Below are 21,411 nucleotides of genomic sequence, written 5' to 3'. Positions count from 1 at the left end.
CAGCTTTTTTGTAATTTAAAACCTATGTTTATAACGATGATAAGTTTATAGACTAATATCTTCATACTGAATATTTGTTAATAATTATATTAGGATGTTTTGTGAAAAAATCAACAATATAACATATATTACTAAATATATCTACATTTTATGCAATTATACATAACTAAATAAAGGTAAAAAAGTATAAAAAGACCTATTATATTATTCTATAAGTATTTTTTCTAAAATAAAATTTCTTGGTTGAGCTAAAATAGTTATTTTTAACCGTATACACATTAATTTGTAATCATTACAATTACAGAAATGAAATTTACGAATAACTATATTTATATAATTTTTTTCGGTTCATATTTTTATTTAACAGTAAATTATCGATCGTAATCGACAAAATTTTTCTATTTACGCATTAAAAATTTAATGTTTTAATGAACAACATAACTGGTATGACCAGACAGAAAGGATAAGGTTACGCTAATAGGAATTATAGTGAAGTTGTAAGTAACATTATGTCGTTAATAATTTTATAAATAGTCAATTTATTTACAAGAGGTCAAGAATCAAATTTGTAATAAACCTGTTCTAAGTTTCTGCATAACAAAAGTGAAGTTATTCCGCAATAAAAGTATAAGCGATGTACAGTATAATTTCACCTTTTGTAGTCTAGTAAGGAGCTTGCTGATAAAACTAAGAGTAATATTATTAAATTTAAATTAAACAATGTTATGGCAAGATTAACTGTAAGCATTGGTTTATTGATTCTCGCAGTTCTGTAAGTTAAACCGCAATTCTAGGGAAGAATTACTGATTTACTATTCATAGGGTGCTTGATTCAAATATAGTTAATAAATTTTTGTTATTTATATTTGAAAAAATAAAGTATCGAAGTGAGAAGTAAGTAAAATCCTTACATCCTATTAGAAGTAAAAAATAACGATATTATTCTATCTGAAAGATTTCTCCTTCTTAACCAGTTTACAAAGAGAGAGGTCGTACAAGTTATATGAATTAAGTTATAAAAACAATGGTAAAGGAGTGTACGGAATGAAAACTAAAATAATGACAGGATTTTTAATAACATCCATAGTAACTGGAGCAACTATTCCTATCAATACTCTCGCAACACCAATCGTTCAAGCGGAAACTCAACAGGAAGGCATGGATATTTCTTCATCATTACGAAAATTAGGTGCGCAATCTAAATTAATCCAAACGTATATTGATCAATCTTTAATGAGTCCTAATGTACAGCTAGAGGAAGTCCCAGCTTTAAATACCAATCAATTCCTAATCAAACAAGATATGAAGGAATGGTCATCGGAACTCTATCCACAGTTAATTCTATTAAATTCAAAAAGTAAAGGATTTGTAACAAAATTTAATAGCTATTACCCGACATTAAAATCGTTTGTAGACAATAAAGAAGATAGAGAAGGGTTTTCGGATAGACTTGAAGTACTTCAAGAAATGGCTATGACGAATCAAGAAAATACGCAACGGCAAATCAATGAATTAACAGATCTTAAATTACAGCTTGATAAAAAATTAAAAGATTTTGATACCAATGTGGCAACTGCTCAAGGCATACTAAGTACAGACGGAACAGGAAAAATAGACCAGTTAAAAAATGAAATATTAAATACCAAAAAAGCAATTCAAAATGATTTACAGCAAATTGCATTAATACCAGGGGCTTTAAATGAACAGGGATTTGCTATATTCAAAGAAGTTTATAGTCTTTCAAAAGAAATTATTGAACCGGCTGCTCAAGCAGGGGTGGCAGCGTATAACAAAGGAAAAGAAATTAACAACTCTATTTTAGAAGCGGAGAAAAAAGCGGCGCAAGAAGCGACAGAACAAGGTAAAACTGCTCTAGAGATTGAATCAGCAAAAAAAGCAGCTCGTGAAGCAATTGAGAAAAGCAAACAAGGTGAAATAGCAGCCGCAGCCGCAGCAAAAACACAAGAGTATGACCTGATGAAGGTCATTGATACCGAAAAGATTAAGAAAACATTTGGCGTTTTTGCTGAAGTAAATAAATTAACAGCAGAACAGCGAGCATATTTAGATGATTTAGAGAAACAAAATCAAAAAATATATGATTTAACAACGAAATTATCAATAGCTGATTTACAAAAATCAATGCTTCTTCTTACACAAAATGATTTGCATACGTTTGCAAATCAAGTAGATGTAGAACTTGATCTACTAAAGCGCTATAAAGAAGATTTAAATCTAATAAAAAATAGCATTACAAAATTATCTACTAATGTTGATACAACTAGCGAGCAGTCTCAAAAAGATACATTAAGACAATTAAAAAATGTAATAAGTTACCTTGAAGAACAAGTATATAAATTTTAATATTTCGTTTTTTCGGAATTCATAAAGATTATAAGCATTTAGCGAAAGAAGGAGAATAGTCATGAAAAAATTTCCATTCAAAGTACTAACTTTAGCTACATTAGCAACTGTTATAACTGCTACTACCGGTAACACTATTCATGCATTTGCACAAGAAACGACCGCTCAAGAACAAAAAGTAGGCAATTATGCATTAGGCCCCGAAGGACTGAAGAAAGCATTAGCTGAAACAGGGTCTCATATTCTAGTAATGGATTTATACGCAAAAACAATGATTAAGCAACCAAATGTAAATTTATCTAATATCGATTTAGGCTCAGAGGGGGGAGAGTTGCTCAAAAATATTCACCTTAATCAAGAGCTGTCACGAATCAATGCGAATTACTGGTTAGATACAGCGAAGCCACAGATTCAAAAAACTGCTCGTAATATTGTAAATTACGATGAACAATTTCAAAATTATTACGACACATTAGTAGAAACTGTACAAAAGAAAGATAAGGCAGGTCTAAAAGAGGGTATAAATGATTTAATTACTACAATCAATACAAATTCAAAAGAAGTTACAGATGTGATTAAGATGCTACAAGACTTCAAAGGGAAACTATATCAAAATTCTACAGATTTTAAAAATAATGTTGGTGGTCCAGATGGGAAAGGTGGATTAACTGCAATATTAGCAGGTCAACAGGCAACGATTCCACAACTTCAAGCTGAAATTGAGCAACTTCGTTCTACTCAGAAAAAACATTTTGATGATGTATTAGCATGGTCAATTGGTGGTGGATTGGGAGCAGCTATTTTAGTTATTGCAGCTATTGGAGGAGCGGTAGTTATTGTTGTAACTGGCGGTACAGCAACACCGGCTGTTGTTGGTGGACTCTCGGCTCTTGGTGCAGCTGGTATCGGTCTAGGAACTGCGGCTGGTGTCACAGCATCTAAGCATATGGACTCCTATAATGAAATTTCTAATAAAATCGGAGAATTAAGTATGAAAGCAGATCGTGCTAATCAAGCAGTTCTTTCGCTTACTAACGCGAAAGAAACATTGGCATATTTATATCAGACTGTAGATCAAGCGATATTGTCTCTAACAAATATTCAAAAGCAATGGAATACAATGGGCGCAAATTATACAGATTTACTGGATAATATCGATTCTATGCAAGACCACAAATTCTCTTTAATACCAGATGATTTAAAAGCCGCTAAAGAAAGTTGGAATGATATTCATAAAGATGCAGAATTCATTTCAAAAGATATTGCTTTTAAACAGGAGTAGAACTGAAATTTAACACCTAAATTGGAGGAAAATGAAATGATAAAAAAAATCCCTTACAAATTACTCGCTGTATCGACGCTATTAACTATTACAACTGCTAATGTAGTTTCACCAGTAACAACTTTTGCAAGTGAAATTGAACAAACGAACAATGGAGATACGGCTCTTTCTGCAAATGAAGTGAGAATGAAAGAGACCTTGCAAAAGGCTGGATTATTTGCAAAATCTATGAATGCCTATTCTTATATGTTAATTAAGAATCCTGATGTGAATTTTGAGGGAATTACCATTAATGGATATGTAGATTTACCTGGTAGAATCGTACAAGATCAAAAGAATGCAAGGGCACATGCTGTTACTTGGGATACGAAAGTAAAAAAACAGCTTTTAGATACATTGAATGGTATTGTTGAATACGATACAACATTTGACAATTATTATGAAACAATGGTAGAAGCGATTAATACAGGGGATGGAGAAACTTTAAAAGAAGGGATTACAGATTTGCGAGGTGAAATTCAACAAAATCAAAAGTATGCACAACAACTAATAGAAGAATTAACTAAATTAAGAGACTCTATTGGACATGATGTTAGAGCTTTTGGAAGTAATAAAGAGCTCTTGCAGTCAATTTTAAAAAATCAAGGTGCAGATGTTGATGCCGATCAAAAGCGTCTAGAAGAAGTATTAGGATCAGTAAACTATTATAAACAATTAGAATCTGATGGGTTTAATGTAATGAAGGGTGCTATTTTGGGTCTACCAATAATTGGCGGTATTATAGTCGGAGTAGCAAGGGATAATTTAGGTAAGTTAGAGCCTTTATTAGCAGAATTACGTCAGACCGTGGATTATAAAGTAACCTTAAATCGTGTAGTTGGAGTTGCTTACAGTAATATTAATGAAATGCACAAGGCGCTTGATGATGCTATTAACGCTCTTACTTATATGTCCACGCAGTGGCATGATTTAGATTCTCAATATTCGGGCGTTCTAGGGCATATTGAGAATGCAGCTCAAAAAGCCGATCAAAATAAATTTAAATTCTTAAAGCCTAATTTAAATGCAGCGAAAGACAGTTGGAAAACATTACGAACAGATGCTGTTACATTAAAAGAAGGAATAAAGGAATTAAAAGTGGAAACTGTTACTCCACAAAAATAGGGAAATATTAATTCTGTTGTAAAGTGAACTAAAACATGGAAAGTCTATGATTACACTGTTAAACAGAAAAGTAATAATTAATAAATCCTTATATAACAGAAAGGCGGAGTCTCATTAAAGACTTCGCCTTTCAATTATATATAAGTATGATTCGAATAAAAAATAACCTTGTAGTTTAATTGCTTTTTTAAAATTTGCAACAGAATCGGTTAATTTGAAGTAGATTATATACATTTTCTTTAATACTTAATGATTTGAAGGCTGCTAAAGAAAGTTCAAACGATACTGATAAAAGATGTAGAACTCATTTTGAAAGACATCGCTTTTTAATAAGATTAGAACTTGAAACCATACCTTATATAGGAGGAATACGAAATGATGAAAAAAATCCCTAATAAACTACTCGCTATATCAGCGTTTTTAACTATAACAACTACTTATGCAGTCATACCACTAGAAACTTTTGCAATTGAAATTGAACAAACGAACACTGAAAATATGTCTCTTTCAGCAAATGAAGAACAGATGAAAAAAGCTTTGCAAGATGCTGGTTTATTTGCAAAAGCTATGAATGAATATTCTTATTTGCTAATTAATAATCCAGATGTGAGTTTTGAAGGAATAACTATTAATGGAAATGCGGATTTACCTAGTAAAATTGTACAAGATCAAAAGAATGCAAGAGCACATGCTGTTACATGGAATACACAAGTAAAAAAACAGCTTTTAGATACATTGACAGGCATTATAGAATACGATACAAAATTTGAAAATTATTATGAAACATTAGTAGAGGCGATCAATACTGGAAATGGAGATACTTTAAAAAAAGGGATTACAGATTTACAGGGAGGAATTCAACAAAATCAAAAGTCTGCAAAAGCATTAATAGAAGAATTAATTCAATTAAAAAATGCTATTGGAGAAGATGTTAGAACATTTGGAAGTCATAAAGAGACATTGCAATCGATTTTAAAAAACCAAGGTGCCGATGTGGAGGCTGACCAAAAGCGTCTAGAGGACCTTTTAGGACAAGTAAAATATCAGAAAGACATAGAATCTAAGGGGTTAGACATGGTGAAAATCCCCTTTATTCCAACCTTGATTGCTGGTGGCATAATGATAGGTGATGCAAGAGGTAAGTTAGGTTGGCTAGAACCTGAATTAGCAAAATTGCGTCAGACTGTAGATTATAAAATAACATTGAATCGTGTAGTTGGAGTTGCATTTCATAATATTAGTGATATGCATAGTATGCTTGATAGTGCTATCACTGCTCTTACTTATATGTCTACGCAATGGGAGGATTTAGATTCTCAATATTCGGGTGTACTGGGACATATTGATAAAGCTGATCAAAAAGCTGATCAAAATAAATATAAATTCTTAACCCCTAGCTTGAATGCAGCGAAAAACAGTTGGAAAACATTAAAAACAGATGTTGTCACTTTGCAAGAAGGGATAAAAATTGCAGAGAAAAAAGAACAGGATTTTTTGAATCAGCTTCGTCCATCAAACGTTTTCTACTTTTATAAAAAAATTCATAACGCATACACTTTTGAAATAAAGACTGGAACAAATGCGCCAAATGCGTCTTATAAAGTTATGAATTTAACGAAAAACACTGTTCATAATATGTGGAGTGGAGGGGCTAATACTAACATGTGGGCTGATTGGCTTTCATTCAATCCAAATGATGAATTTGCGGTAGTAGCAGTAGTGGATGGTAAAGAATATGTTGTGTATAAAGACAAAGTACAAAATATAATGAACTGAATCTGAAAGTAACGAAGTAATTGGAGCTGGAGAATAAACTAGACACCAAGTTAATCGAAAAATCTCCTTATATCCTAGAATATTTTGCTCAAGAAAAAGAATTTGTTCAGCGAAAAAGTAAATATTGAACCAAGGAGTTAGTTGTATTATGTGTATGGTTTTACTGAAAGGTTTCAAGTACATTAACCATACAATTATGTAGTTATCCTGAAGCATCTACAGGTGTTCTTATCGACCTTGAAGAACTACTTAGCTTCCTAAGTCGAGTGATTTTATGCAAAATTAAGTGAACGTTTTTGTACATAGATTAGTTGACATTCATATAGATTTTTTCCATTTTCAAAGATAGTTTTGTTTTTTATGTTATTTTTCAAAAATTACTGCTGAAATTTCTATATTCATGACTCAGTATATAATCATTGTTTGATGAAATGACATACCACGTCCCTTAGAGTTTCATACATATTACGATAACTTAAAGAAAAAAGATAATAGTAGTCAACGGTTACTATTATCTTTTTTGAACTATTTTTCATTAAAATATCCCATCTGCTGTGTTCCTTATTTACTTTTCCAGATTTTAGCCTAGTTTAAAATTTATGCATTTGAACTGTTTATACAATTTGTAGGATTTTTAGCTTTTTTGTCGAATACACTTAATGCAAGGAGGGACATTACATGATTATTAAAGATTATTTCATCAACCTTTCTATTTTTTCTTTATTAGTTAGCGCAGCAATATTTATTCAAGTGTTTACAATTAATTCTAGTCGATATTTCGAAAAGCTCTATGGAGGGATTATTGCAGTTACGTTAATGTTCTTTTCTTTTCCATACATGGGATTTTCTTACGATCTTCGAGTTGTTCCTCTTATTCTATCTTTTATTTACTTTGGTCGTATTGCTGGTTGGATTACGCTAATTAGCATAATATTAATGCGTATTTTTTACATTGGAGAGTATTGGGAACCTCCTGTGATTGCTTATTTATGTATGGGGATTCTATTTTCTACTTTTAAAACTTATTTTAAAAAACTACATCCTTTTAAAAGTGCATCGTTATATTTTTCTGTTTTTATTGGAATAAAGTGGTTAGTTGGCGTATTATTTAATACTACATTACTTTACACAGGAGGCCTATTATATATAGCGTTAGGACTTTTAATTGGGCTATTTCTTATGGAAGCCTACCAGAGATTGTATTATTTAACACAGGACTTATCTAAAATGAATCGAGAATTAAAAAAATCGAAGCAAGAACTTGCAGATACCGTACATGAGCTTCAAGGAGGAATTTTTAAATTTAAAAAAGTGGATAAGCACTTTATACACACTTTATGTGATGGACAGTTTTATTATCAAAACGGATTTTATTCTGAACAGGTGGTAGGAAAAAGCTTACGTACTATTGATGCTTCTATTGTTCCTCCACATTTAGTTCCACAATTGATGAAGTACTATCTTCAGGCATGGGAAGGAAAAGAAATTATATTTGAATTACCTTGGCCAAATGATAAAACTATTATTCTTATTGCGCTTAGGCCGATTAAACGAAATGGACAAGTTATTGAAGTTGTTGGTTCTACAGTTGATATAACCGAAAGAAAAAAGGTAGAATCAGAATTAAGCGCTACCAAAGAATTATTGGAATCATTTATAAAGCACAATCTAGATGCTATTACCATTTCTGATCGAGAAGGGCATATTTTACAAGCCAACAAAGCTTATGAAAAGATATTTGGGTGGTCATCACAAGAAATCATAGGTAAGAGATTACCTTGTGTACCAGATTTTTTAATGGAAGAATCACTTGAAAATATTCAGAAAATTCTAACAGGAGAATCGGTGGTTACTAGATTAGAAACTGTTAGACAACGGAGCGATGGGAGTCTTCTTGATATCAGTCTGACAGTTTCTCCTATACTAGATGTAAGAGGAAATGTGATAGCTTTATCAGCAATATGTAGAGACATCTCTGAAAGAAAACAAGCAGAAAGAGAACGGCATCAATTACACCAGCAATTAAGAGATAGTGAAATGAAGTACCGTGCACTAATCGAACAAGCAACTGATGCGGTATATGTAGTAGAGCTGAATGAAGATAATACTCCAAGTCGATTTATTGAGGTAAACCCTGTTGGGTGTAGAAGATTTGGATATAGTAGAGAAGAGTTGCTTTCATTATCATTTTCAAATATAGTACCACAAGATTCTCAAATAATCGTAAGGTTATTAGAAAAAATTAAAAAAGGACAAACTTCCTTCACTTTGCAAGATGAATATGTTTTTCCAACAGGAAAAGTAATAACAACTGAGTTTAGTGTTCGTGTTTTTAACTTAAATGGTAAAAAAGTTTTTCTAAGTATTTCTCGTGATATCACTGAACGGCTAAAAACAGAAGAATTATTACGAAAATCTGAAAAACTTGCTGTTGTAGGACAATTAGCGACTGTAATGGCTCATGAGATTAATAATCCATTAACTGCAATGAAAGGGTTCATGCAATTACTAAAATCAACGGAAAATGAGAATAATCAGGGTTATATTAATATAGTATCATCAGAGATTGAGCGTATAGAGAGCATAACAACTGAATTTATGGCGGTAGCCAAACCACAGGTAGTAAAAATGCAACCTAATAACATTAGTGTGCTAATGGATCAAGTTTTAATGCTACTACAACCTCAAGCAATGATGCATAATATAAAATTTAGAATCGATCTTAACCCTGGTATTCCATTGATTTCATGTGAAGGAAATCAATTAAAACAAGTATTTGTTAATATATTAAAAAATGCAATTGAATCTATGCCGATGGGAGGGGAAATTCTGATTCAAATAAATATACTTGATAATAATCAAGTAAGCATTCGTTTTATCGATCAAGGGTGTGGGATTCCAAAAGAACGTATACCATACCTCGGAGAACCTTTTTATAGTATTAAAGAAGAGGGGATTGGCTTAGGATTAATGATCTGTTATAAAATCATTGAAACACATGAGGGAAAGATATTTATTAAGAGTGAAATGAATAAGGGGACTACAGTTGAAGTCACTCTCCCTATTTGTACACTTCAAAATTAAGATATTCTCTTACTGAAATTTTTTAAGAAACCATACAGAATGTAATGCCAATGTTACTTAATGAAATAATAAAGAGAAGAACACTGGTAAATGTACCCTATAGAATAGACACTTGAAAAAGCCTGTTATAAAAACATCCTTTCTTTAGAACCAAAAGAAAGGATGTTTTTAATATTGTAATTTTTCTTGGAGACATTTCAAATTTTTACTTGTAATACATTTTTTAACTAATTTTGGTTAAGTTAGTTAAAAAGGCATTGTTTTTAAGGAGCATATTGACATATAAATATCCCTCATTTTTAAAATAGAAATTTCTAAAAACTATATATAGGTTCTTTTTGAAAGGAAGGGTATTATCAATTGAAACCACATGAAAAAGTACCTGTTCACTCTATAAAATCTTTGCAGGAATTAATGCAATTACTAAAAAAATCTAAAGATTTTATAACGTTGGAGATCGCTTCAAACAAATCCTCTATAGTCATTTCATATTTTAGAACCTTAATCGATGTAAATATATTTCATGAAGAGGTTTTAACTTATATAAAAGAGAAGAGCTTCGATTCATTACAAGATATTCGGTCTGTCTTACCCTTTGAAAATTCAAAAATAACAAATCAAATGGAAGATATTCAGGATAGTATTTTAAACGGCTATATACTTATTCAGTTCGATACAGATAAATTAAATGGCTTGTTAATCAATGTGGCAAAGAAAGAAAAAAGAGATATTACAAAAGCTGAAATTGAATACAATATCGTGGGTCCACAAATCGCGTTTGTTGAAGATTTAGATGTAAACTTAAATTTAGTACGTAGAAAGCTTCCAACACCTTATTTACAAATGAAGGAATTGAAAGTAGGCTCTCTATCTAACACAACCGTTGCGATTGTATATATTGAGGGAATTGTAAATGATCAAAATCTACAAGAAATTATAAAAAGGGTGAGTCTAATAAAAACAGACCACGTTTTGGATAGCACGTATTTGATGCAGTTAATTGCAGACAACCCGAATTCTATATTTCCTCAATTTTTGAATACAGAACGACCAGACCGTGTAGCAGCTGTATTGGCAGAAGGGAAAATTGCACTTTTTGTAGATGGCTCACCTTATGCAATCACTCTTCCAACAACATTAATTGACTTTTTTTCTACGACAGAAGATTACACCATGCCTTGGATTATTGCCTCTTTTTTTCGTCTATTAAGGCTTTTTGCTTTTATGTTTTCTGTCTTAACGACTCCATTATATGTTGCAATCTTAACATATCATTACGAGCTTATTCCAAAAGAACTTCTTGAAACGTTAATCATATCGAGAAGTAAAGTACCTTTTCCTCCATTAATTGAAGCGCTTTTTTTAGAAATAACGATTGAATTACTGAGAGAAGCGGGGGCACGTTTACCAACTAAAGTGGGTCTAACTGTCGGTATAGTAGGTGGTATTGTAATTGGACAGGCATCTGTAGAGGCAAGTCTTACAAGTAATGTACTTATTATTATTGTTGCACTTTCAGCTCTTAGCTCATTTACAGCACCAATATATCGAATTGGTAATACAATTCGAGTAATTCGTTTTCCTTTTATAATATCTGCACACCTGTTGGGTTTATTAGGAATTGTTTTAACAAGCTCTTTGCTTTTAGCACGTTTATTACGTACAGAATCATTAAGACGTCCTTATTTGTTTCCTTTTTATCCTACACGCCCTACAGATTGGAAAGACAGCATTATCCGTTTGCCGATCTCAGCGATGTTTCGACGTCCTATTTTTTCAAGATCTAAACAGCGTTTTCGTTTTAATCCAGAAGAGGTAGAGAAAAATAAAATTAAATCACGAAATGATTTTGATGATTGAAATTAACAGGGAGGAGCATTATGAAACAGATCCCAATTGAGTATCAAGTCTCTCCATATATGGTGTTTTTTTTAATTATTACTATACAGATGGGGGTTGGTATGCTTGGTTTTGAAAGGATTAGTGCAAAATTAGTTGGAAATGATGCGTGGATTAGCACGCTGCTTTTTGGAATATCTGTTAATCTTATGATTTGGATCATATATCAGATTTTAAATCAGGGTAATGGAGATATCATTGCAATCAATCAAGACGTACTTGGAAAATGGATTGGTGGATTGTTCAACTTCATTTTTTTATCTTATATTGTATTGTTAGGTGCAACAACACTACATACCTATATCGAAGTAGTACATGTTTGGATGTTTCCTTCCATTTCATCTTGGATTATAGCAGGGGCTTTTTTGGGTCTATGTTATTACATTGTGACTGGAGGATTTCGTGTAGTTGCTGGAATCGGCTTCTTTGGAATCGTTATCCCAAGCATTCTAATCTTCACATTTTTTTATCCTTTGCAGTATGCAGATTTCCAAAATTTATTTCCAATTGCACAGCATTCATTCCTAGAAATTATGAAAGGAATGAAAGGAAATATGTTTAGTTTTTTTGGATTTGAAATGTTATTGTTATACTACCCATTTATTAAAAAGGCAAGAACGTCTCAAAAATATGCGCACTATGCAAATTTAGTAACGACTATTGTCTACACATACCTTATGATTTTAACTCTTGCGTTTTTTAGTGAAAAACAACTAGCGAGCGCGATATGGGCATATTTAAGCATGATTAAAATTATACAATCTCCCTTTATAGAGCGGTTTGAATACATTATTGTTTCTGTTTGGGCTTTTTTTATATTACCCAATGTTTCCTTTACATTATGGGGAGTAAGTCGTGGTATAAAAGAGGCACTGGGAATAAAGCAAAAATATGTTTTGCCAGTTATCATCCTGTTCATCTTTGTTTTATCATTTTTCTTGAATAACCGTAATAAAATTAACTTATTAAATACTTGGACAGGTCAAATTGGCTTTGTATATATATATGTATACCTACCTATATTATGGCTAATTCAAACCGCCAAAATAAAGTTAAGGAGATAAACATGAAGCGATGGATACTTTTCCTTATAGTAAGTGTCTTCTTAATAGGTTGTGCTAAAACGAAAATTGTGGATGACATTGACTTAGTTCAAGTTGCGGCATATGATACCGAAGCAAAAGGTAAGCTAAAAGGAACCTTTGCGATTTCAGCTTATAAAGGAGGCGGGGAAGGTGAAACGAAAATCTATTCAGCATCAGGCCAGACTGGTAGAGAAGTTCTTGCAAGAGCATCCGAAAAATCTTCTGGACCTCTAGAGTTGGGGCAATTGCGTGTTATTATATTTAATGAAAAAATAATTGATAAGGGAATGCAGGAAATTTTAGAGACTTTGAACCGAAATCCTAGTGTAGGAAATGCAATTTATTTAGCAATTACAAATGTAAAAGGGGAATCACTATTAAAGGGGAATTATTCTGAAGAAAAAGAAATTGCTTCCTATCTATCCTCTTTACTGGAGCAAAATATGGATAATGGAACGCAGCCAAAAACAAATTTTTTTATGTTTTTAAACCAACTTAATGATGATGCGAGAGATTCATATTTACCGATAATATCTAAAAAAGGTAATGTGTTGGAGTTAGATGGAATAGCACTTTTTAAAAGATGTAAAATGGTTGATAAAGTAAACCCTAAAGATTTATTTGTATTTAAATTGTTGACAGATAATTTTAAACAAGGTACATACCAATTCAAACTACCTGGTTCCTCAAATACTTACGCCACGATAGAGAATATAAAAGCTAGAACAAAATATAAGATGGAGGGGAATAGTAAGCATCCATTCATAAATGCTCATATTCAAGTTAAAGCTGAAATTCAAGAATTTACAAAAACAAAAAATCTAGATAATCCTAAAGAAATAAAAAAATTAGAAAAAATTATGGAAAAAGAAATAGAAAAAAAAGCAACTACATTGATAAAGAGATTTATTAAAAAAGACACAGATCCTATAGGACTTAGAAAGCTTGGTAGAACTCACGTAAGAAAATGGAACAGTCAAGAATGGGAAGAATCCTATAAACATTTACGTTTTCGTGTAACAGCTGATGTAAAAGTAACCCAATCTGGTGTTACAGAATAAATCAAATAAGATATGGGAAATTTTAACAAAAAAAATATAGTCTCGCAGGAGATTAGGGAGAAGAGAAACGATTAACAAAGAATTTCATAAATAGTAAGATGCTTTGTTAATCGTTTTTATACCTGTAGCTTTATCACTTATAGTAATCATAATTATAATAAAAGAACAACGAAACAAATTCCCGATACCACATAATTATAAGAGGACAATAAAGCATCAAGATATAATGTATGTTTTGTCTGGAAAAAAAGAATTTCAGTACTTCAAGGTTAAACACTTAACTTTAAAGTAGTAAATTCGTTGCTTGTAGCACTTCAGCTAGACTGTGCCCCCGAAAGTTAGAAAGGTCGGTTTATTAAGTAGCCTCTAGGGAATGAGCCTAGTACAATACTGGATTCATTTCCTTTTATTTTTCCTTGATTCTTTCATGATTATAGTATTTTATATACTTTGCTAATTCTTGTTTAAATTCTGTTATACTTTCAAATTCTTTCGATACAGAAATAGACATACAAAAACGCCATTCTTTCTTATAAATCTACAGAAAGAATGGCGTATTCTTCAAAAGTGAGTTCCTTTATTGAAAAGTTTTAGTTCTATATGACAGATAAAAGGGCAAGTAACGCTAAAATAGCGAGAAATCCTTGTTTCATGATAATTGATTTATTGGATGTGAAACCTCCGAAAATAGCTGCTACCACTATACAAATGATGAAAAATAATTGAATCATATAACCAATGGGATTGTTTCCAAGTATAAGTCCCCGAATGAGGCCAGCTGCTAAGAATTCATTATATAAACCGTTTGCAAATTAATTGTCTAAGTATTTCTAAGTTTAAAGAGTACAGTGTCTTCGTTTTTTATTGAATCAACTTTTACATGTTGGTTCAATATTTTCTATTCTCTTGGAACTTAGTTCTCGTTTACTTCTCACAAAAGCAATAAAATCTATTATCTCTTCTGTTGACAGTGCTTCTCCATCTATTAAAAGTGTTGGATCTGGATCGTTTAGGAGTCTTGTAATATCAATTACATCTTTGTTTTGATGTGAATGTTCAATTCGGCCTAATATATAATCTACAGATGTATCAAATAAATCGGCTATTTTTGATAAAGATTGTAATGAAGGTAATCTATAACCATTTTCATACCCGGCATAGGTGCTTTTCGCAATCCCAAGTCGATCTGCTGTCTCTTGTAAGGACCATTTTTGATTTTTTCTTAATTTAGATAAACGTTCCAGCATTCGTCTCATACCCCATCTAATTTTATTAAATTAATTATAACATAGAAAAAGAATCAAGAATAGAAAAAAGTACGCGTATTGAATACAAAATCTTGATTAATTCAAATTAAGTTCTATAATGATAAATATAAATACGCATTACGCGAACGCTATATCGTTGTTTATTTTATGGAGGGGTTGTGTATGAAGAAAATTTTATTACTTGCAACTGGTGGGACAATTGCATCTGTGGAGGGGAATGAGGGGCTTGTTCCAGGATTGTCCGCTGAGGAATTATTGAATTATTTTTCGAAGTCTTCTCGAAACTTAGAAATAGATTGCAAAATCTTAATGAATATTGATAGTACCAATATGCAACCTGAGCACTGGAAAGAAATAGCTAATGCTGTTTTTAATCACTATGATGACTATGACGGGTTTGTGATTACACATGGAACGGATACGTTAGCTTATACATCTTCTGCGTTATCTTATATGCTGCAAGGTTTAAGAAAACCAGTTGTTTTAACAGGTTCACAAGTACCTATTAGTTTTAAAAAGACAGACGCAAAAAAAAATGTAGCTGATGCTCTTAGGTTTGCCTGTGAGGATGTTGGCGGTGTGTTTATTGTTTTTGATAGTAGGGTGATTATTGGGACGAGAGCAGTTAAAATGCGAACAAAAAGTTATGATGCATTTGAAAGTGTGAATTATCCATATGTTGCTGAGGTAAATGAAGATGAAGTGAAATATCATTGGAAGCCAACTTCCTCACATAGTGAACTTTCAATAAATACTAATTTATGTACGGATGTTTTTCTTATGAAATTGTATCCAGGTACAAAGCCTGAGGTATTTGATTGTTTAAAAGATTTGTATAAAGGGATTATTATTGAAAGTTTTGGAAACGGTGGATTACCTTTTGAAGGAAGGAACTTGCTTTCGAAAATTCAAGAGTTGACTGAAATGGGGATTGCTGTAGTGATTACTACTCAATGCCTGGAAGAAGGAGAAGACATACTTCTCTATGAAGTAGGACGGAAAGTGGCGCAACATCAAGTAATATTGTCTGGAGATATGAATACGGAAGCCATCATAGCAAAATTGATGTGGGCGCTTGGGAAAACTAATAAATTAGAAGAGATTAAAAAAATTATTGAAGAGCCTTTAGCCTACGATTTAACAATAAAATCTGATAAGGATTGGTAATGACTTCATATGATTTATTTAGGTTTTACATTTAATATGGGGGAGAAATTAAAATGGCAATGACAAACAAGAACGTGCGAGTGGAGAATGATTTTTTGGGAGGAAAGGAATTACCTATTGAGGCATATTACGGAATTCAGACTTTACGCGCTGTTGAAAATTTCCCGATTACAGGGTATAAAATTCATGAAAGTTTAATTAGAGCGTTCGCAATTGTAAAAAAAGCAGCAGCGCTTGCGAATACAGATGTAGGAAGATTGGAATTGAACAAGGGCGGCGCGATCGCAGAAGCTGCTCAAGAAATTCTTGATGGAAAATGGCATGATCATTTCATCGTAGATCCAATCCAAGGCGGAGCGGGTACTTCAATGAACATGAATGCAAATGAAGTCATTGCCAATCGTGCGCTTGAATTATTAGGGATGGAAAAGGGAGACTATCATTATATTAGTCCAAATAGTCATGTAAACATGGCGCAATCAACAAACGATGCATTCCCAACGGCGATTCATATCGCAACATTAAATGCATTAGAAGGCTTATTACAAACGATGGGTTATATGCATGATGTATTTGAATTAAAAGCAGAACAGTTTGACCATGTTATTAAAATGGGTCGTACACATTTACAAGATGCGGTGCCAATCCGTCTTGGACAAGAATTTAAAGCATACTCTCGCGTACTTGAACGTGATATGAAACGAATTCAACAATCGCGTCAACATTTATATGAAGTAAATATGGGGGCAACTGCAGTTGGTACAGGCTTAAATGCAGATCCAGAATATATTGAAGCAGTTGTAAAACATTTAGCTGCAATCAGTGAATTACCGCTTGTTGGTGCAGAAGATTTAGTAGATGCCACGCAAAATACGGATGCTTATACTGAAGTATCTGCAGCACTGAAAGTATGTATGATGAATATGTCTAAAATTGCGAATGACCTTCGCTTAATGGCATCAGGTCCACGTGTTGGTTTAGCAGAAATTATGTTACCAGCTCGTCAACCAGGTTCATCTATTATGCCAGGGAAAGTAAACCCTGTTATGCCAGAAGTTATTAATCAAATTGCGTTCCAAGTAATAGGTAATGATCATACAATTTGCCTTGCTTCAGAAGCAGGACAATTAGAATTAAACGTGATGGAACCAGTACTTGTTTTCAACTTACTGCAATCAATTAGCATTATGAATAACGGTTTCCGTGCCTTTACAGATAATTGCTTAAAAGGAATTGAAGCGAATGAAGATCGCTTAAAAGAGTATGTTGAGAAAAGTGTAGGAATTATTACAGCCGTGAACCCTCATATCGGTTATGAAGCAGCAGCTCGCGTTGCGAAAGAAGCAATCGCGACAGGGCAATCTGTTCGAGAACTTTGTGTGAAAAATGGTGTATTGTCACAGGAGGACTTAGAGTTAATTCTAGATCCATTCGAAATGACACACCCAGGGATTGCAGGAGCAACTCTTTTAAAGAAAAATTAAAAGAAGAGGGGGGACAAGTCCCTCCTCTTTGTTTACAATATAGGGATTTTATATGTGAATAGAGGTAGGGAGATTATAAGTAAGTAACAGTGGCGTTTAATAGTTCATAGAAACAAAATTAAGAGGAGCAGCAATATAATCAACATCACTTTTAAATAAAGAGGATTTATTAAAACATCTTATCATGTTAACAACAAGTTTACATGAATCTTTATAAATAACTATGACCAACCATGAATCAATAGTTGGCCATAATGATCTTAAAGATCCATATCTTTTAATCCGGGACTATGCTCATTTGGCATTTCAGGAAGTTCTGGTACAGGAAAACCTTTTGGCGGGTCCGTTACTGCTAATGTTCCTTTGTTTCTACTTGGTGATTCACCTTGGAATATTTCTCCCATTCTTGTTGGATCTAAGCTAAAATTAAATTGTGCGTTATGGAATCCCATGTCTACATACTTTCTGCACTCTGGGTATTTATTAATATCATAGTTCGGCACAGGGAAGAGTTTCCCCCATTCAACACCCAATGTCTCTAAAGCCTTTGCGAAAGCATTTTGATGTGCATTATCACGTACAATTAAAAATGCAAGTGTTTCTCTAAAAGTTTGATTGGAACTCATTTCATAAATTCTAGTTTTTTGAAGTACACCTGTAGATTCAAGTACTACGTTATCTAATAAATCGCTAATTAAATTCCCATGGCTATATACCCAAGATCCATTCCATGGGTTGCCAGCTGCATCAACGGGCAATGAACTTTGAGCACCTACAATAAAGTGATGAGGATTGGCATGTTTAACCGCTTCATCAAGTGGTGCTGTGTCAACACCTGCATTTCCTGGTGTAGGTTCACCAGATCCAGTTAATAGTTGATTAATTGTATGTTGTACAAGTTCTACATGGCTTATTTCTTCTAAAAAAACACCTCGAAGTAAATCACGATATTGCTTCTCTTTCCCTCTAAAATTTGAGCTTTGGAAGAAGTATTGCATCATTGTACGCATTTCGCCATAATGCCCACCTAATATTTCTTGTAAAACTTTTGCGGCAGCTGGATCTGGCTTGTCCGGCTTGATAATATTAATCAGTTCTTCTTTATAATAAAACATGAAGTACACCTCTTTTAAGTTAGTTAACATTGTTATCGTGTCCGCTATTTGGTTACTTAATACTTTAATTCATGTTTTTACCAATTATTTATTACCTCAAAATGCAAAGTTTTTGAAAATAACTATTTTAGATGTGAGATGAAAATAGGGGATAGATACTTAGCATTTAATAAAAAAAGATAAGATTACGAAATGTAATCTTATCTTTTTATTAAGAATAATGAATTGTAGCTTTAAGGCTTCAGAATGACTTTTATACAGTCGTCTTCACGATTATTAAAAATCTGATAACCATAACTCGCTTCTTCAAGGGGAATTTTGTGTGTAATAATCTCTTTTGGATCAAATTCTTTATTTGTTATTTTTTCAAATAGTTCCGGCATAAAATGAATGACAGGTGCTTGTCCCATTTTAAGATTAATATTTCTAACCCAAAATGCACCGAGTGGAAAGGCGTTATAATTGCCACCATAAACGCCGGTCATTTGAACCGTTCCATATTTTCTTACGGCTTTCGTAGCGATTTGAATAGGACCGAGAGTTCCACCTTGTAATTTTAATTTTTGTTCCAGAAATTCTAGAGGCGATTTTTTTCCATCCATCCCCACACAATCAATAACTACATCAGCACCGCCACGTGTAATTTCCTTTAAATGTTCTCCCATATCGGGGAATTTTGTAAACTCAAATACCTCAACATTGTTAATCTTTTTTGCATAATTCATCCGATAATCTAAGTAATCCACTGCAATTACACGTTTAGCACCTTGCATCCAAGCGAATTTTTGTGTCATTAATCCAACAGGTCCACAACCAAGGACGATAACAGTATCACCTGGCTTAACGCCTGCGTTTATTACACTCCAATAGGCTGTTGGTAAAACATCTGATAGAAATAGTAGGGATTCATCTTCAAGTTCGCATGATTCCGGTATAACAAATGGAGTGAAATTTCCAAAAGGAACTTTTAAATATTCTGCTTGTCCGCCCGGATGATTACCAAATTTCTCTGTATAACCAAAGTATCCACCAGAATCGTAATGAGGGTTTGAGTTATCACATTGACTTTCCATTTCATGTTGGCAATAGAAACAATGTCCACAAGAAACGTTGAATGGGATGACAACACGATCGCCTTTTTTCACTTTAGTGACATCTGGCCCGACTTCTTCAACGATTCCCATTGGTTCATGGCCGATAATGTATCCTTGAGGTAAGGGCATGTTGCCTTGATATAAATGTAAATCAGAACCGCAAATAGCGGTTGAAGTAATTTTTACAATAATATCATCTTTTTTCTCTAATTTTGCATCATCCACTTGTTTAACCTGTACTTGGTTTGGTCCTTGATAGGTTACAGCTTTCATCTCATATCTCCTTTTGGATTATGTCTCAAAACATAATTTTATTTAATCTCTTGGTGAAATAGAAATCTTTCTTTTGTTTACTGAAGGGAATTAGAAAGTATACATAGTGTTGTTATGAAAGTATGTTATATCAGTTATTCTTTCTTATATGTTTTGCCCTACTTTAAGAAAAAAATCAATTTTTATTCATAATTTAATTTCCATAAAAAGGATAATTATTATTTCATAATTTGTAGCATATTAAAAACATCGGAGGTGAAACAATATGGGAAAAAATAATAGTGGAAGTCGTAATGAAGTATTAGTTCGAGGCGCTGAACAAGCTCTTGATCAAATGAAATATGAAATTGCACAAGAGTTTGGTGTACAACTTGGTGCAGATACAACAGCTCGTTCAAACGGATCTGTTGGTGGTGAAATTACAAAACGTTTAGTAGCAATGGCAGAACAACAACTTGGTGGTAGAGCTAACCGCTAAGTAAATTGGCTTAAAATATAGCAAATATGTAAATCAATTTCTTTTGTGTATTCATAAAAATAAAAAACCTTATATTAAACAGATTCTCGCTCAAAGATTATTGATAATCTTCTTTCATAATCTTTGAGTATTTAATTTGTAAACTACTTTCCTAAACAATAAACACGCAGTGTTGGAAAGGTGTTTTCCATGCATAGTAGAAAATCTTTTGCAGGAAAAAGCATACTTAAAAATTTGATTTCAATATTGAAATCAATATTTATTATGATATTTTCGAAAGGTAGGAATTTAAAAATGGGTATATTAAGTGGAAATCCTCAAAATGAACCTTTACATTACGGAGAAGTATTTGACATTTGGAGTTATCTTCTTGCTGCACAGGGTGCAATTGCAAGCCATCAAGTGTTTATGAATCACACAGGTGATGAAGATTTGAAGAAGTTTTTAGAAGGCTTAATTGAAAATGATATGAATTCGGAAATAGAAGAATTAAAAGCTCTTTTAAAGATTAATGGGGTCGCTTTACCGCCTGCTCCTCCAGAACGACCAGTTGCATCTATCGAAGACATTCCTCCTGGAGCACGTATTAATGATGTTGAAATTGCTGCAGCTGTTTCTACAGGATTAGCAGCTGGACTTGTGACATGTAGTCAAGTAATGGGAAAATGCCTTCGAGAAGATGTAGGTATGCTATTCGGACAATTTCATATGAAAAAAGCGCAGGCAGGTGTAACTCTGCTACGTTTAAGTAAGAAAAAGGGATGGGTAGTTCCACCTCCATTACATGTAAGAAATTCTGACCAAGCGTAATAAACAA

15 protein-coding genes and 4 pseudogenes are annotated in these 21,411 nt (G+C 32.8%); 14 read left to right on the top strand and 5 right to left on the bottom strand.

The window, feature by feature from the left end; translation table 11 throughout:
• Positions 1 to 1,044: 1,044 nt before the first annotated feature.
• The 10 genes and pseudogenes from hblC to ACX9TM_RS15595 form a co-directional block, all read left to right on the top strand.
• Entirely contained in the window at positions 1,045 to 2,364 is a 1,320-nt protein-coding gene (hblC, locus tag ACX9TM_RS15640) for a hemolytic enterotoxin HBL lytic component L2 (RefSeq protein ID WP_000850223.1), read from the top strand.
• Positions 2,365 to 2,425: 61 nt separating this feature from the next.
• Positions 2,426 to 3,646, top strand: a complete 1,221-nt coding sequence (hblD, locus tag ACX9TM_RS15635) for a hemolytic enterotoxin HBL lytic component L1 (protein WP_000714435.1) — start codon at positions 2,426 to 2,428, stop codon at positions 3,644 to 3,646.
• A gap of 36 nt (positions 3,647 to 3,682) precedes the next feature.
• Positions 3,683 to 4,810, top strand: coding sequence for a hemolysin BL binding component B (hblA, locus tag ACX9TM_RS15630; RefSeq protein ID WP_000591977.1), 1,128 nt, complete (start codon positions 3,683 to 3,685; stop codon positions 4,808 to 4,810).
• 375 nt (positions 4,811 to 5,185) lie between these two features.
• On the top strand, positions 5,186 to 6,586 hold the full coding sequence (gene hblB, locus ACX9TM_RS15625) for a hemolysin BL regulatory component HblB (protein WP_065382270.1): 1,401 nt from the start codon (positions 5,186 to 5,188) through the stop codon (positions 6,584 to 6,586).
• 20 nt (positions 6,587 to 6,606) lie between these two features.
• Positions 6,607 to 6,834: pseudogene (locus ACX9TM_RS15620) on the top strand (hypothetical protein); the annotation flags it as partial.
• Between the two features lie 430 nt (positions 6,835 to 7,264).
• Positions 7,265 to 9,670 carry a PAS domain S-box protein gene (locus ACX9TM_RS15615; protein WP_065382271.1) on the top strand — a complete coding sequence of 802 codons (2,406 nt, stop codon included), beginning with the start codon at positions 7,265 to 7,267 and terminating at the stop codon, positions 9,668 to 9,670.
• Between the two features lie 360 nt (positions 9,671 to 10,030).
• Entirely contained in the window at positions 10,031 to 11,530 is a 1,500-nt protein-coding gene (locus tag ACX9TM_RS15610) for a spore germination protein (RefSeq protein ID WP_000802295.1), read from the top strand.
• Positions 11,531 to 11,550: 20 nt separating this feature from the next.
• Positions 11,551 to 12,633: a GerAB/ArcD/ProY family transporter gene (locus ACX9TM_RS15605; protein ID WP_072770270.1), complete on the top strand. Its 1,083-nt coding sequence runs from the start codon at positions 11,551 to 11,553 to the stop codon at positions 12,631 to 12,633.
• A gap of 2 nt (positions 12,634 to 12,635) precedes the next feature.
• Positions 12,636 to 13,715 carry a Ger(x)C family spore germination protein gene (locus ACX9TM_RS15600; RefSeq protein WP_000832873.1) on the top strand — a complete coding sequence of 360 codons (1,080 nt, stop codon included), beginning with the start codon at positions 12,636 to 12,638 and terminating at the stop codon, positions 13,713 to 13,715.
• 148 nt (positions 13,716 to 13,863) lie between these two features.
• A pseudogene (locus tag ACX9TM_RS15595) lies at positions 13,864 to 13,996 on the top strand (excinuclease ABC subunit C); the annotation flags it as partial.
• A gap of 125 nt (positions 13,997 to 14,121) precedes the next feature.
• Here ACX9TM_RS15595 and ACX9TM_RS15590 read toward each other — a convergent pair.
• The 3 genes and pseudogenes from ACX9TM_RS15590 to ansR all read right to left on the bottom strand — a co-directional run.
• Positions 14,122 to 14,208 (bottom strand): annotated as a pseudogene (locus ACX9TM_RS15590) (IS3 family transposase); the annotation flags it as partial.
• Positions 14,209 to 14,311: 103 nt separating this feature from the next.
• Positions 14,312 to 14,527: pseudogene (locus ACX9TM_RS15585) on the bottom strand (DUF1304 domain-containing protein); the annotation flags it as partial.
• Between the two features lie 57 nt (positions 14,528 to 14,584).
• The gene (gene ansR, locus ACX9TM_RS15580; protein WP_000893569.1) at positions 14,585 to 14,962 is read right to left on the bottom strand and encodes an HTH-type transcriptional regulator AnsR; all 378 of its coding nucleotides are present in this window, start codon (positions 14,960 to 14,962) and stop codon (positions 14,585 to 14,587) included.
• Positions 14,963 to 15,145: 183 nt separating this feature from the next.
• Between ansR and ansA the strand changes: the two genes are divergently transcribed.
• On the top strand, positions 15,146 to 16,150 hold the full coding sequence (gene ansA / locus ACX9TM_RS15575; RefSeq protein WP_000722302.1) for an asparaginase: 1,005 nt from the start codon (positions 15,146 to 15,148) through the stop codon (positions 16,148 to 16,150).
• A 53-nt stretch (positions 16,151 to 16,203) separates the two neighbouring features.
• The gene (gene aspA / locus ACX9TM_RS15570; protein WP_001251924.1) at positions 16,204 to 17,634 is read left to right on the top strand and encodes an aspartate ammonia-lyase; all 1,431 of its coding nucleotides are present in this window, start codon (positions 16,204 to 16,206) and stop codon (positions 17,632 to 17,634) included.
• Positions 17,635 to 17,894: 260 nt separating this feature from the next.
• On the opposite strand, the gene ACX9TM_RS15565 is transcribed toward aspA, so the two are convergent.
• On the bottom strand, positions 17,895 to 18,749 hold the full coding sequence (locus ACX9TM_RS15565; protein ID WP_000500358.1) for a manganese catalase family protein: 855 nt from the start codon (positions 18,747 to 18,749) through the stop codon (positions 17,895 to 17,897).
• A 233-nt stretch (positions 18,750 to 18,982) separates the two neighbouring features.
• Positions 18,983 to 20,116: a zinc-dependent alcohol dehydrogenase gene (locus tag ACX9TM_RS15560; RefSeq protein ID WP_000649086.1), complete on the bottom strand. Its 1,134-nt coding sequence runs from the start codon at positions 20,114 to 20,116 to the stop codon at positions 18,983 to 18,985.
• A 265-nt stretch (positions 20,117 to 20,381) separates the two neighbouring features.
• On the opposite strand from ACX9TM_RS15560, the gene sasP reads away from it, so the two are divergent.
• Entirely contained in the window at positions 20,382 to 20,594 is a 213-nt protein-coding gene (sasP, locus tag ACX9TM_RS15555; protein WP_000517671.1) for a small acid-soluble spore protein, SasP family, read from the top strand.
• A gap of 294 nt (positions 20,595 to 20,888) precedes the next feature.
• Positions 20,889 to 21,404, top strand: coding sequence for a DUF3231 family protein (locus ACX9TM_RS15550; RefSeq protein WP_001986359.1), 516 nt, complete (start codon positions 20,889 to 20,891; stop codon positions 21,402 to 21,404).
• The last annotated feature ends 7 nt before the right edge of the window (positions 21,405 to 21,411 follow it).

Source organism: Bacillus sp. LH1 (assembly GCF_057924895.1).
The sequence above is the reverse complement of the archived record's forward strand: the minus strand, read 5'-3'. Positions and strand labels throughout refer to the sequence as shown.